At 33.7% G+C, this 14,514-nt stretch carries 13 protein-coding genes; 5 read left to right on the forward strand and 8 right to left on the reverse strand.

Annotated elements, in window-relative coordinates; translation table 11 throughout:
• Window positions 1–644: 644 nt before the first annotated feature.
• From CG11_RS17695 to CG11_RS17705, 3 genes are all read left to right on the forward strand, one after another.
• A complete protein-coding gene (locus CG11_RS17695; RefSeq protein WP_156039818.1) occupies window positions 645–2,048 on the forward strand; it encodes a DUF5685 family protein in 1,404 nt (467 codons plus the stop codon).
• Window positions 2,049–2,205: 157 nt separating this feature from the next.
• The gene (locus CG11_RS17700) at window positions 2,206–2,964 is read left to right on the forward strand and encodes a hypothetical protein (protein ID WP_156039819.1); all 759 of its coding nucleotides are present in this window, start codon (window positions 2,206–2,208) and stop codon (window positions 2,962–2,964) included.
• A 334-nt stretch (window positions 2,965–3,298) separates the two neighbouring features.
• On the forward strand, window positions 3,299–4,198 hold the full coding sequence (locus CG11_RS17705; protein ID WP_052598170.1) for a mevalonate kinase: 900 nt from the start codon (window positions 3,299–3,301) through the stop codon (window positions 4,196–4,198).
• Window positions 4,199–4,258: 60 nt separating this feature from the next.
• On the opposite strand, the gene CG11_RS17710 is transcribed toward CG11_RS17705, so the two are convergent.
• From CG11_RS17710 to CG11_RS17730, 5 genes are all read right to left on the reverse strand, one after another.
• On the reverse strand, window positions 4,259–5,581 hold the full coding sequence (locus CG11_RS17710; protein WP_052598171.1) for an ABC transporter permease: 1,323 nt from the start codon (window positions 5,579–5,581) through the stop codon (window positions 4,259–4,261).
• Window positions 5,574–6,479, reverse strand: a complete 906-nt coding sequence (locus tag CG11_RS17715) for an ABC transporter ATP-binding protein (RefSeq protein WP_052598172.1) — start codon at window positions 6,477–6,479, stop codon at window positions 5,574–5,576. Before CG11_RS17715 ends, CG11_RS17710 begins: the two co-directional genes overlap by 8 nt.
• Window positions 6,480–6,846: 367 nt before the next feature.
• Complete coding sequence (locus tag CG11_RS17720) at window positions 6,847–7,170, reverse strand: DUF3817 domain-containing protein (protein WP_052598173.1); 324 nt, start codon at window positions 7,168–7,170, stop codon at window positions 6,847–6,849.
• 2 nt (window positions 7,171–7,172) lie between these two features.
• On the reverse strand, window positions 7,173–7,688 hold the full coding sequence (locus CG11_RS17725; protein WP_197043880.1) for a hypothetical protein: 516 nt from the start codon (window positions 7,686–7,688) through the stop codon (window positions 7,173–7,175).
• 248 nt (window positions 7,689–7,936) lie between these two features.
• Window positions 7,937–8,704 carry a leucine-rich repeat domain-containing protein gene (locus CG11_RS17730; protein ID WP_052598174.1) on the reverse strand — a complete coding sequence of 256 codons (768 nt, stop codon included), beginning with the start codon at window positions 8,702–8,704 and terminating at the stop codon, window positions 7,937–7,939.
• Between the two features lie 556 nt (window positions 8,705–9,260).
• Here CG11_RS17730 and CG11_RS17735 point away from each other — a divergent pair.
• Both CG11_RS17735 and CG11_RS17740 read left to right on the forward strand, forming a co-directional pair.
• Window positions 9,261–11,135, forward strand: a complete 1,875-nt coding sequence (locus tag CG11_RS17735; RefSeq protein WP_052598175.1) for a leucine-rich repeat domain-containing protein — start codon at window positions 9,261–9,263, stop codon at window positions 11,133–11,135.
• 150 nt (window positions 11,136–11,285) lie between these two features.
• Window positions 11,286–12,263, forward strand: coding sequence for an MbnP family protein (locus tag CG11_RS17740; protein ID WP_156039820.1), 978 nt, complete (start codon window positions 11,286–11,288; stop codon window positions 12,261–12,263).
• 71 nt (window positions 12,264–12,334) lie between these two features.
• On the opposite strand, the gene CG11_RS17745 is transcribed toward CG11_RS17740, so the two are convergent.
• From CG11_RS17745 to CG11_RS17755, 3 genes are all read right to left on the reverse strand, one after another.
• Entirely contained in the window at window positions 12,335–12,724 is a 390-nt protein-coding gene (locus CG11_RS17745) for a hypothetical protein (protein WP_052598177.1), read from the reverse strand.
• Window positions 12,725–12,831: 107 nt separating this feature from the next.
• A complete protein-coding gene (locus CG11_RS17750; RefSeq protein ID WP_052598178.1) occupies window positions 12,832–13,749 on the reverse strand; it encodes a hypothetical protein in 918 nt (305 codons plus the stop codon).
• Window positions 13,750–14,083: 334 nt separating this feature from the next.
• Window positions 14,084–14,479 carry a hypothetical protein gene (locus CG11_RS17755; RefSeq protein ID WP_052598179.1) on the reverse strand — a complete coding sequence of 132 codons (396 nt, stop codon included), beginning with the start codon at window positions 14,477–14,479 and terminating at the stop codon, window positions 14,084–14,086.
• Between the last annotated feature and the right edge of the window lie 35 nt (window positions 14,480–14,514).

Below are 14,514 nucleotides of genomic sequence, written 5' to 3' on the forward strand. Positions count from 1 at the left end.
CCTAATTATCCTGTCGTTTCAAATATCTTTTTCTGTTTCTTTCGAAACTTTTTTATCCGCTCTTTCGTTAAGCGGTTGCAAATCTCTAACTTTATTTCCAAACCACCAAATATTTTTTAAACTTTTTTAAAAATTATTTTTCTGTAGGTTTTTCTTAGCGTTTTCAATTTTGCTGTGCTTCTCTTTTGAAGCGGTTGCAAATCTCTAACTTTATTTCCAAACCACCAAATATTTTCTAAACTTTTTTAAAAATTATTTTTCTGTAGGTTTTCATTGTTTTCAATTGCCAATGCCTCTCTTTCGAAGCGGTTGCAAAGGTGCAATGTTTTTCCTTTACTTCCAAATTTGAGGTGTTTTTTTTAGCGTTTTTTTTAAACTTTTTTCTTTCTCCCAACTCTCTCTAATTAACCACCAATTAAAACACAAACACAATCAACATCTTATAAAATCATTCCTTTTTCTGGGACATTTATTTTTTTTCAAAAAAATCATCTCCAAGTTGGGTTAGACCATAGAATATAAAGCAAAAATACGCTCTATTACAATAAAAAAAATTGAAAGTGGCCTCTATATACACAGTCCTAACACAATATTTAGTATTTTCATTATCTCCTATTTGCTTAATATACTAATACCGATTTGCTATGTTTGGACTCATGCATCCCCAAAATACGTGTTCAACGAAAAAAAATAATTCCAATTATTTGTACCATCGCAGGCATTATTGTGGTACTTGTAAAGCTATTGGCAAAAATTATAATCAACAAAGTCGGTTAATGCTGAATTGGGATACTGTTTTTTTATCTGAGCTATTATCACAATTAGAACATGAAAATTTTAAATCATGGAGCGATCGTTTAAAAACAGTGAATACTTGTTTTTCTATACCAAAAGAAAAACTCCCTTTTTCTTTAGAGTATGCCGCAACTGTTTCTGTTTTATTAGGAACGTTAAAGATTAATGACAATAATCAAGATGAGCCAGCTCTAAAGTGGAAATTTGCTCAATGCCTTTATACTTCTTCGCAAAAGAAAGTTCTTTTACAATTTGAGCACTGGGGTATTGATACTATATATATACAAAGCATAATTCAACAGCAATACCAAAGAGAGCGCAAAAAAATACAATTTAAACATTTGCATTCTTGTTTAAACTATTATGCAGAGGCTACTGCTAAAATAACAGCTTACCTTTTTCAACAAGGAGGACTTCGACTGCAACAAAAAACAGACTTATATCAATTAGGTTATTCTTTTGGTCAACTCATCTACATCTTAGATGCCTTTGAAGATTATGAAAAAGATGTTTTTAAAGACCAGTTTAATCCTTTGATAAAATACTTTGGGTCCTTCAATCAGTTAGACGAATCAAATTTAGAGTCTGTCCGATCTATTTTATTAGATATACAAGCAGAAATAGACACACATCTTCAACAACTCAGTATAACAGCAGAGGCAATATCTATTTATAAAGATAGATTAGCATCTAACCTTGCGCTTCGGTTGTATCAAGAACGACGTATTCCTAAAACGATTAATGACCAAATTGCTTTAAGGTGGAATGAGGCAAAGATTTTTGCTAACCAAATTACATGTCAACCCAAAACTTGGTTGCGCCAACTAAACTACTATGTGATTGTCTTGGCTGTGTTTGCGAATCCACAAACAAAAACATATTTGCCTCAAGAGGGTAAATTACAGATTGTGGGCTGGACCTTGTTGATGACAACTATCTTAGCAAGTATTGGTATCGCAGGAGTTGTTAGAAGAGATAGAAAAAAACAAAAGGATCAAAAACGTAAAGAAAAAAGGATTAAGCGTCTAAAAAGAAAAATAAAAAATCTATTTCGTAAAAAGGATTGTTGGTCGGACTGCTGTAGCAATTGTTGCAATCAATGTTGTAGTGATTCTTGTAGTAACTGTTGTGGTGATTGTTGCGAATGGATGTGCCAAGAAGATAACTTAATGATTACAGTAATTCTGCTTATATCTATTGTAGCAATCACCACCATTATCATTCTTATCTTATTCTTCTTGGGGCTACTTTAATATAGTATGACCACCTACTTCCATCTTATTCATTAACCTCTCTACAAATATTAAACTATAAAACAGTTAAAGCAACTTTATTCGCCAATTGAGTTCTTATCATATCTATCTATCCCCCGTCTATAAGTATTCTATTGTTCACAATTAAAAAATACTAATGATGAAAAACTTTGGTTTTATATTTATTTTAATCGTCCTATTCAACGCAGCATGCAAAACAAACTCTACCAATACTCAAAATACACCATCGGAAGCTAGCGATTTTGGAACTGCTGCCTATTATCAAAAATATCAACGAAATATTGATCGCTTGTATCATATGCTTCAAGGAACATTTATCTGTTACTCTCAATCGACAGAGAAAGAAGCTAAGTTGATTCCTTGGAAAGTAAACAATCAGCAAGATAGTGTTATTACTTATTCGGTTCCAATAAAAGAGCCTGCAAAAGATGGATATTGGTTAATTTGTTACCAATTTATAACTAGTTTGCCTGATGAGCCTATATATTGTGCTGTACAAAAAATTACTCCTGTAGATCGAGATACGTTTTTATCTGAATTTTTTGACTCGCCAGCAGAGATTAAATTAACTAAAATGATTAAAGATTTAAAAACGGTAGAGCAATCTATTGATTTAGAACAGCTAACACCTATTGATGAGGTTGTTACTTATTATAGAGAAAAAATCACCTTTTTTAAAGGCTTTTCTAACATTTATAAAGATCACCAAAATCAAAACTTGACCTATAGACAAGAAAACTATGAAGTTCATCCAGAAAACACCCAGTTTGCTACCCGATACTTTAAAGATATAAATGGAGATACTACTATTAATAAAGCATCCAATATTGCCATCGAGATTAGAACTTCCAAACCTGTTTCCGAAATGATTGACCAAACGTTGTTAGGCAAGTAACAAACAGTATGGCACGAAGCATCATTTTTAGTTTTGCTGATTTACTTAAATTTAGTAGTTAGCTACGCTGCTACTTCGTGGTCGTTGCTTTTTTACTTTTTCACAAAAAAGATAAAAAAGCACATTTATATTAGTTTGATAATCATTTTTTTTTTTAACACAAAACACAATAAATACACAACTTATTAATTATCAAACTAATAAAGTTTAGCTTCGCTGCTACTGCGTGGTTTCAACGAACTATTGCAAATTAAAAGCACTTGTGCTTTAGGTTCTAAATTTTCTTTTGATCATTAAATCATTATTACTCAAAACAATCAAATATTTTCACTATATGCCCAACCTTAGTTATCCATCTAAAGTACTTTTATTCGGTGAATATACTATTATTCAAAACTCTGCTGCATTGGCTATTCCCTATGCTCACTACCAAAGCTACTGGAGTGATCACCCTTTGTCTAAAGATTGGGAGAATACAATTAAACCTGCTTTTTCAAAACAAAGTTTGCAAAAAATAGCCGTAGATCTTCAATCTCTTCAATATCCGTTGTTGAACTTAAAACAATTCAAAGAAGATTTAAAAAATGGGCTTTGGCTCTGTACAAATTCTCCGATGGGATATGGACTCGGAAGTTCGGGAACTGTTTGTGCTGCTATTTATGACCGCTACGCTATCCACAAAACCACAAATTTGCAATTACTAAAACAAGAATTAGCTTGCTTAGAACATAGTTTTCATGGCAAGAGCTCTGGAATAGATCCCTTAATTGCATACAACAAACGCCCCTTGTGGGTGCATTCTGATGCCTCCATTGAATCTGTCGAATTGCCATCTTTGCAGAAACTAACTTTTTTCTTAATCGATACTCAACTACCAAGAGTTTCTACACCACTCATTCATTTTTTTGTCGAATCTTGTAAAAATGCTTCTTTTGAAAATGCATTTGTACAGCCTACCAGTCGTGCTGTTGATGATGCGATTCACGCCCTAATGACCAATAATTCTAGCTCCTTAATGCAGGCAATTCATTTGATTTCTAAATTACAGTTCGCCTACCTACCACCAATGATTCCAGAAAGCATGCACGCACTTTGGAAAAAAGGATTAGCATCGAATGAATTTTATTTAAAAATTTGTGGTGCTGGCGGAGGTGGTTTTATGTTGGGAGTTACTCGAAATTGGGAAGCAGTAAAGCAACATTTTCATTCGTTTAAAACATTACAATTGCTCTAATACAACCAAAGCATTCTCCAGTTGGGGAATGCTTTGGTCATTATAATTAATGTTCTATTGTTAATCTTTACGAAACATCCACTTCATAAAGTCCTTTACCGTCGTTTTCTTTCCATACATTAAAATACCAATTCGATAAATACGCCCTGATACCCAAGTAAAAAAGATCCCTGTTAATACTAATATGACTGAGGATATAACAACTTGATATATTGGAGGATCAAAAACAACTCGCACAGGCATCACTACAGGAGCAAAAAATGGAAACATAGAAGCCCATACTCCAAGTGAACTAGTTGGGTTTTGAACTACAGCAGAACCAATATATAATGCAATAATAATTGGAACTGAAATTACAAGCATCAATGACTGCCCTTCTCCCCAATCATCGCCCATTGCAGCTCCTACCGCAGCAAATAATGACGCATACAAAAGGTACCCAGCTAGAAAGAAAACCAAGAAAACTACAATTATATAAGCATAATCAAAGTTTTGTAACTCTTGCCAAATAGCCATTATTTCTGTTGTATCACCAACGGGACTTGCTGTTGATGTAGTCATGCTTTCTTGAAGTTCTTGCAATTTTCCTGCAAACAAGAGTCCCACACCAAGATATAAAAGTGGTAATGTGATTGCCCATATTGCAAATTGAGTTAATCCCACTGCTCCAACCCCTATAATTTTACCTAACATTAACTGGAATGGCTTAACTGAAGAAATTAGAACCTCTACAATTCGATTAGTTTTTTCTTCCATTACAGAACGCATAACCATATTACCATAGATAAAAATAACTGAGTAAATCAATATCATCATAATTCCCCCAAGTACAGTTGCGATTCTTGCTCTATAAATAGAAACCTCTTCATCAGAAGATTTCATATTCGTTGGAATTACATTAATATCTGTTTTCAATCGCTTCAAAGTCAGCTCATCGACTTCCAACTGACGCATTTTGAGCTTTTTGATCCTTTGTTCAATCCCTTCTTTAATGTTTTTTTCTACATTAATTCCTAAGCTTTCATTAGAATAATATTCAACTTTGAAGTTTGTTGTCATACTATCTAATGATTGTTCAGGAACAAAAACAATTCCTTTATAACCATCCTTTTCAAAACTTTCTTTAAGTATTTCTAATTTCTTTTGTGGATACTTGTACATAACCAGACCATCTCTTAGCTTTCCTTTTTCTTTAATTTCTAAGATATTGCTAGGATCTAGTAGAGCCACTTTCTGCGTATCCTGTCCAGAAGACATGATAAATATTAATGCCACCCAAGAAATAACAAATCCAATGGGAGCAAATATAGTTGTCAATATAAAGGTCTTTTTCTTTACTCTTGACAAATACTCTCTTCCTATAATTAACCAAAGCTTACTCATCTGACTTCCCTCCTACTATTTTGATAAAGATTTCGTTTAAGGTTGGTAATATTTCATTAAAAGCCGTTACAACTGTTCCGTGATGCAACAAGTATTTTAAGAAATTATTGGCATGTTCCACATCTCTTAGTTTGACAACAACTTGCCCCATGTCTTTGGATATAATGGTCACATGTTCTTCTATTTGTTCGGGCAAAGCACCTCGATAGTTTACTTGGAACAAGAACTCTTTGAACTGTTCTTTGATAGATGCAACAGAACCGCTCAGTACATTGGTACCTTTATTAATCAAAACGATATGTTCGCAAATTTGCTCGACTTGCTCCATTCGGTGGGTTGAAAACAAAATAGTCGTGCCATTTTTATGCAATTCGTCAATTTCATCCCGAATTAAGTTGGCATTCACAGGATCCAAACCAGAAAAAGGCTCATCCAAAATCAATAATTTAGGCTTGTGAATGACGGTCGTAATAAATTGAATTTTTTGTTGCATTCCTTTCGAAAGCTCTTCAACCTTTTTGTTGCGCCAGTCCTGAATATTGAATTTTTCTAACCAGTAATCCAATTGGTTTTTAGCTTCTTTCTTGGTCAATCCCTTGAGACGAGCAAGATAGGTAATCTGCTCTTCTACTTTCATTTTTTTGTACAGACCTCTTTCTTCAGCCATATAGCCAATTTGGGCGGGGTGTGTATTGTTTAAGGGTTCTCCTCTAAATAAAATGGTTCCAGAATCTGCTCTGGTTATTGTAGTAATAATACGAATCAAAGAGGTTTTTCCTGCACCATTAGGTCCTAACAAGCCAAAAATTTTGCCTTCAGGGATTTCAAAAGAAATATTGTTGCAAGCGACATGCTCTTGATACGTTTTTCGGACATCTTTTAGTTCTAAAACGTTCACTGAGAAAGTTGTTGTTCGATTATAAATTCAATAGTAGATAAATCTTCATTCAATCTATCTTATTTAATTACAAATGTAAAAGTTCTAACTACAATCTCATGCATTTAGTTTCTAAATTCCATTAATAATCTTGTTTTTTAGATCAAAAACTATTTCAAATGATACCAATTCTTGTTAAAATAAGAACCGTTTTGAAAAAAACTTCTAAAAGGATAACCTTTTTTTAATGCCTGTATCTAAAAGTAATAAAGGGTAATGCATATAAAAAATCAGGAAGATAGTTACCCTGTTTTTTTGATTTTTAATAGAAAGAAGTGTCCTTATTTTTAAACAATCTTTGTAACACTTTATTGAGAGCTAACCAACATCAAACTTTACTTTCTTCTTTTTGAATTTTTTTCAAAATCTTATGATCGATGTAAAATGTTCCAAAAGGAATAATACAAGCAATGAGTACTTTCCATATTATTTGGGTAAACTTCCAACTTTGTTCTATTGCTACATTTAGGGTACTCATGACAAATAGCAAAAATAAAGCTCCGTGAATAGGTCCTATAAATTGAGAACCTTCTGGAATATCCCATAGATATTTTAAAGGAACAGCAATAAAAACTAAAAAAAGTAAGGAACTTCCTTCTAAAAGTGCCAATAATCTCAATCGTCCGATAGGACTAGATAAATATTTATTCATAATTAAAATGGTCTGAAATATGGTCGATTTGCAAAGGGGGAAAACGGCCAAGGAATTGCTAAAAATAAAATAATAAGGGCAATTGTAAACCAAACAAGCATGGTTTTGAACTTTTCTCGATCTACTTTTTTTCGTTTGGTTAAAGCAGAACCAATTGTTATCAATACAATCGCTACAAACATAGCGACAGCGTGATACAACCCAAAGAATAAGCACTCTACACTTTTTAATGCTTCTCCTGTATTTTTCATAAAATGCAGTGCAATTGGACTTTTAAAATACAACAACATCCCAACAATAAGTTGTATATGGGCAATCGTCGCTGTCCAATGACGAATAGAATTGTAACTTTCTGAAAATGCTTTTTTTTGCGTATATCCATAAGTCGCCATCAAAATTGCTATGACTAGAGATACAACAACAAAATAACGAGTGGCAGAGTGTACTCCTAAAAGTATTGCATACATACCTAAGTTTTTGTCAGTCAGAATAATGGAGTACAAAAACAAAGTTTTCATGGATGGTCTTTTACGACTTACTTTGTTCTACTACTCAGAATAACAAGTGCAAATTTGTACATTTATCTAATAGCATTCCAGTACTTTTTATGCCTTTATTGACATTAATCTGTCATTTTTCTAACATACGGAAATAGCTTTTGCACAAGACTTGTACTCCAACAGCATATAACTTGCTCAATATAAAAAAGTTAGTAGCCCAAGTGGTCGTTCAAAGAAAATAGCCTTACTCTTTTGTGCTTACTCGCTTAAATATGAATGACGGTATTGGGAAGAATGTTTCGAACTTTCTCTTGTTCAGATTTGTTTAAAGGGTTCTGGCTTAAATATAGAATTTTTAAGTTTTGCAAGACGCTCAAAGCACCAGGTAAACGTTTGATATTGTTCTCGGAGAGATCAAGAATCTCCAAGTTTTCTAACATACATAACTCCATGGGAACTTCACTTAAAGCATTGCCACGCAAAATCAGTTTTTTGAGCTTGTCTAAACGAATCAATCCATTGGGCAAATTGTCAATTTGATTGTCAATTAAGGAAAGTATTTCTAACTTTGGTAATTCTAGAATACAGATTGGAAATTCATTCAAACCACTTCCAACTAAGGATAGTTCTATTATATTTTTTAAATTACTGACTTCTTTGGGGATATGGTTTAGTGTATTATAGTTGATAATTAACCGTTCTAGTTGGGTTAAATCACCTATTGCCTTGGGCAAATCTGATAAGGTACAGTGACTTATAGATAGTACTTCTAAGTTTTTGAGCAGATTTAAGTTTTCTGGTAAATTAGCAATTGGTTGATAACGGAACTCTATTCTTTTTATTAATTCCAGCAATTCCGTCCAGTTATTTTTTAAGCTGCGTAATAAATATTGTGGTTGTGCACTGATCACTTCTGCTAACTCATAGCTAGATATAACACCTAAACTTTCTAACAATTGGAATCCGAGTTCATGATTCGTTTCATCCTCACTTTTTAACAAAGCAATAATTGCTTTATAGTCTAAATTAGACATGACTTACTTTTAAGGGTGGTATATAATTTGAGCATAAATTTATACCATAAATAGTTTGATTTTTATTTTTTAATTGCTAAATACCAAACACTCAATAGGTTTCATTTTTCGCAATACATTTTGGCATCACATAAGCAATAAATTTACTTATTTTGTGTCGATTTTTTCACCTTTTTAAGTTCTTTTTAAAAAAAATTATAAACCAAAGAAAAAAAAAATAGTTTTTATCGTATGGACATTTATCAAACAATACAAAAATTCCAAAATAAGTTTTCTCAGATGGTTGTGCTCTCTCCATAAAACCGCATTTATTACACACTCCATTAGAAATATGACCAAACATTCTAAATTCATTTAATAAAAAAAGATAATATTATTTGAATCCCATACCCCCACTTTTTGCAACAATTGTGTCAACTCCCTTTTTTAGGCACAATCACATCGTAAAAAGAATGGTCTCTTCAATGTATAATAATGTTATCAACTAGATTGGCTTTGCAAAATAGTATGATACACGCTTTTTTTGTTGATCTATGACCTCAATAAAATTACTGATATGAGTATCGAAACAGAACAATATTTGCGTCTAAAGAATAAAATATATAGTGACCTAAGCACTAAACATTTTTCAATCAATTACTGGGAGAAACTAAGAGAAATCCCAAGTGAAATCAACTTATTACAACAATTAGAAACTTTAAGCATTTACAGAAACAAGTCTATCAAGAAATATCCTGCGGAATTGGCAGATTTGCCCAACCTAAAGCACATCTCTTTAAGATTTAATAATCTAAAACAAATTCCAACCGTTTTTAGGGAACTAAACCAATTAGAAACTTTGGTACTGTCCAACAATCGCTTCTTGGCTTCTACCCAATGGGATTATTTGTCCAATATGCAGGCCTTAGAAGTGTTGGACCTGAGCTACTCCTTACAAAATTTATCTATCTTACCTCCCGAAATTGGTAATTTACATAATTTAAGGGAATTGAATATTTCAGGCAACAAATTGAAAGAGCTACCTAGCAGCCTAAAAAACCTGACTAAGTTAGAAAAGCTGCACTGCGAACTAAATGATTTTGAGTCTTTTCCAAGTGTATTAGTGGAGCTTCCTCAACTAAAGGAGCTTCAAATTTCTGCTAAGTCCTTAGAAGGGTTGCCACAAGAAGTTCTACAACTACAACACATTACGTCCCTTAAATTTACGGCTAAAAGCAATACAAAAACAGCCTATATTTTTCCATTTGAGCGATTACTTAAGAACATTAAAAACTACCAATTTAGCCCTGAATTGCAACGATTCTTTTTGGATGTCATTCGAGGTAGTCTTCTTATCAAAGATCTTGACAACAAACAATTACTAACCTTACTGAATTGCGCTATTCCTGAATATACCAATCAGGCTTTAGAAGAAATTGACATCCGCATCAATAACAACCAATTTAGTTCCTTTTCGTTCCCTACGGCTAACGACCGATTGGTTATCAAGGGCAAAACAAAAGGAAAAGTATCTGAATTAAAATCTAGGGTGGCACAACACGCTATTCAAACAGGTGTCAAGATTAATCGATCTACGACGCACCTTCTTATTGGAAGTATGCCTGGTGATATTTATGACCAAATAGAAGCCTACAATATTGCTCTAATCACAGAACAAAGTTTAGTAAAATACCTCAATCAACTTGAGCAACCTTATTTATTGGCCTCTACAGAAGTTACGGATCTTGACAATATTCGGCAACTGCTGCACAGTGATCAGACCGAAAATATTTTGTTGGCATTAGAAATGTTGAAAAGTGGTGGCGTTCCTGAAGAACTGTTAACAGAACTATTTTTGATTTATAAATTGACTAGAGTTCAAAAAATCAAACGTGTCATTTATCAAATCGTTGGTCAATATGCTCCATTGTCTTTTGTAACAGCCATCAAAAGTCGCAAACCAATTGGTCCATTAATTTCCGAAACAGCTCGATCAACGAACTTGGAATACTATTGCAAGACAGGTGCCTTAGATAAAAAATATATTGCTTTTTATTTACTCAAAAAAGGCGGTTATGGTCATTTGTTTGCCTTATTTAATTTGGATACCGAAGACAAAATGGCTTATTTTGAACAAGCTTTGCAAGATGGTCATTTATCCTTGTCTAGTTTGGAACTGACACAATTACCCGATGACTTAGGGGCAATTAAAGGGTTGACGCATTTGGATATTTCGTATAACAAATTCACGGAAATCCCCCCCCAACTATTTAAGTGTCAAGAATTGACACATTTGTACATTAGAGGATTGCATGAGATTCACAAAAAACCTGAAGATCTTTGGAAAATCCCTAATTTAGAAGTTGTCTATGTGGGTTACAACAATAAGTGGGTTGGTGCTGACAATACCAGTAGTGTTGTTATAAATGGAAAAACAATAGTAGGTCGATAAGCAATTGTCACTTAATTCTCTTTCGGATTGAGACAATTCAAAATGGGTAGTTTCTTGATTTTCACGGATAAAAAAGTTAAAGTTTGGCATGACCGTATTATTTTTTGTATCTTTAAAATAGTACAAAAAACTTGCAAAATTTTATTCACGATGCTCAACAAACTACTCTTCCTCTTTTTTCTCTGTTCTTATTGGAGTTTGCAGGCTCAAACCGATGTAGAATTACAAATTCAACATAAATTCGGAAAATCAAACTATATTCCTAATCAACCTTATGTTGATGATGAAAACCGAGTTATTTTAATCAATAGAATTCAGTACTATTTATCTAATATAGAATTAGTATTCGATGGCGGACAATCCACGCTTATCAATCGGCAACATTTGTTAATGGATGGTGAAACGAGTATATACAACCTAGGAACCGTTACTCCTGAAATACAACAGCTAGAAGCAATGCACCTTAATTTGGGTGTTGATCCTGCACTAAACAATACAAGACCTATCCACCATCCCGTTGGACATCCTTTGGCAGACAATGCTATGTATTCGAATGATCAACAAAGTTATATTTTTGTTGCAATAGAAGGTATGATTGACTCTGATGGCGATCAAATTCCAGACAAGCCATTTAGCTTTCGAGCGACCGGTGATCCATTGTTTCGTGACTTATCCATACAAGCATCTACGAGTCGAAATGGCAATAGCCTAAAGATAAATTTAGTTGCCAATATTTCTAACTGGCTAAAGGAAATTGATCTAGAGTTGGTGGGCAATCAAGAAAATGGACATACCGACAATGAAAAATTATGTGATAACACAGACGATCATAAGGTTTTCTACAATGTTGCTACGACCAGTGTTACAACCTTGGTTTCTCCTCAAAATCAAATTAATATTGACTCTAGGCTTTCAACTGCTCCTACCATTTACTACGATTTTTATACCTTAGAACAACTGGATATGACAATTACTAATGTCAATGGCACCTATTTTATTCAACGTTCTAACCTAGATCCTCAAGGAGATTTTTATATGGACAGCGATTTAGCCGCAGGGATTTATATCGTTATTTTTACTACTCCTAAGGGGATTCGTCAATGCAAACGTTTTGTCATTAGAAATTAAATAATTCTTGCTAAAAAACAGGGGCTTTCCATAAAAGAGAGCCCCTGTTTTTATTTGAATAATCTGCTAGATTAAGGGTTTACTTCAAAATTAACTGCGTGGGTAGCTGATTCTCCCGAATGATTGGATGCCGTTGCTGTGATTGTAAACAAACTGTGTGTTCCTACAGACAAAGTAATCGTGCTATCAACCGTGTAAGAAGTCTCATGCGTATGCCCACTCAAATTCAAAACGGCTGTATTTTTATTCTTGTCCCATACCTCAACCGAGTAAGTATGTAATTCTGTCGGGTCTGTAAAAGTCACCTTAACATTTAAGTCATCTCCATTATTCATTACAGTCCCTTCTAAAGGATTGTTGATTGTTGCAGTTACTGTTTCTTGGATTTCAGGTTCTTTCTCACAAGAGCTAAAAGTGATTCCCATTGTAACTAAAGTAAATAAAATTAGTACGCTTTTCATTGTTTTGATTTTTTAAATAATATTACTCCATTGAAACCACGCAGTAGCAGCACAGCTAACTAAAAGCAAAGCGCTCGCGCAGTAAAAACTAAAAAAGCAACAGAGTATTAAAATAAATAATTGATATTGGCTGAAAATCTAGGCTTCGCTTGCACCAAACCATCTGATAAGTTTTGCCAAGTAGGTTGCTGATAATTGATTCCCACTTGAATTTTTTTATAATATACCTCTATTCCAACAGTAGCAATTAATTGATTGCCTCCCGTATTAATTCGCTTATAGCCATTTTTTAGATTATAATTCGCATGCTCAAAGGCAAGTCCTAGTTGGGGCATAATTCCCCACTCTGTATTTTTCACCTTGTGCAAGAAAAAAGCTGTTGCTGCTGTCATTAGTTGGTTTCCAAACTTGTATGTATGGGCATTGGGCAAATTAATTTTATAGGTAGCGTTTACATTTACTCCCCAACGTTTGTAGCGCATGGTATATACTGCCATTGTCAGAAAATCAACCGATCCAGTTCCTAATTGTAAGCTTGGGGTTAGCAATTCTCCTTGCATATCGGTTCGTTGAAAACTCCCTGTTGGTACTTTGACTCCTCCTCCTACTAATAGATTGTGTTTAAGGTCCTTTTCGGCGACAAAGCTTGTATTATAAATATTGTACAATGCAATAACGGATATGTCTCCCAAACCGATTAAATGATTTGCTTCCTCTGGAGCAATTCGGACATTATAACTCAAAGGAACAAAAGCTAGAATTTGTACGCGTCTATGCGGATAAAAACGCCCCATTAATTCCAATGAATGAAAGTGTTCTCTCGAAAAAGCATTGATGCCTTCTCCTTCATGTCCTAAATCTGAACTAAAAGAGCTCAAACGCCATCGAAGTCCTATAAAATTCTTATGATATTGAGGCAACATTCCACTATAATATCCACCAACACCACAACCACAAATATCGCAAGCTATTACTGAAACGCTAAGCCCCATCCACAAGCTGAATAGTATTAAAATATTCTTCATAATATAATCTTTGCAATAGTTCGCTTCTATTGTATATCACATTAACTTCTAGTGATGCCAAGACGTGTTGCTCATAGACAACAACACTTCTCCCCTATTAGGTTAACCTAATAGATGATTACGCTAGAAATCCTAAATAGAAAATAGGCTTGATATAACTTGCAGAAACTGGCGAACTATCAATTTTTATAAATTATAGTCAACTAGACATACGACATAGAAGTTCCTTTATAGATTATAGCATTAGCTACTTTTTCTATGAAAGAAAAAATAAACTACACGCTAACCTAGGTATACTCACATAAGCTACATCGCATGAAATTATGGTTCGTGTCTAAAATTGTGGCGGATGAAAAAGCGCCCTTATCATTTGGTGGGTATAATGAAAGGAATAATTAAAAATAGGTGCTTCTTCCATCTGAATGGAGAGGTGTTTTTTAGGTATAAAAAAAGGTGCCTGTATTGCTTGAAAGAATAAAACAGGGACTTTCAGCTCTTCTAAATTAGGCATAGGATGCTGTTGGTCGGTATGGTTTTCTTTTTGAGCAATGGATAACACTTCTTTGAGATGACATTTTCCATTACACTCTAAAACAGGCGTATTTCTATTCTCGCAGAGATGCTGAATAATATAATCTTTATTTAAGGTAAAGTAGGTATAAATCAGCCCTTGATGTACAGTTTGTACACCTATTATTATTATAAATAAAAGAGCTAATAATTGACGCATTATATTTTCTTTGTTATTAGAAGCTCGAAGGTATC

Origin of the sequence: Aureispira sp. CCB-QB1, from assembly GCF_000724545.1 — a bacterium.
Lineage (GTDB): Bacteria > Bacteroidota > Bacteroidia > Chitinophagales > Saprospiraceae > Aureispira.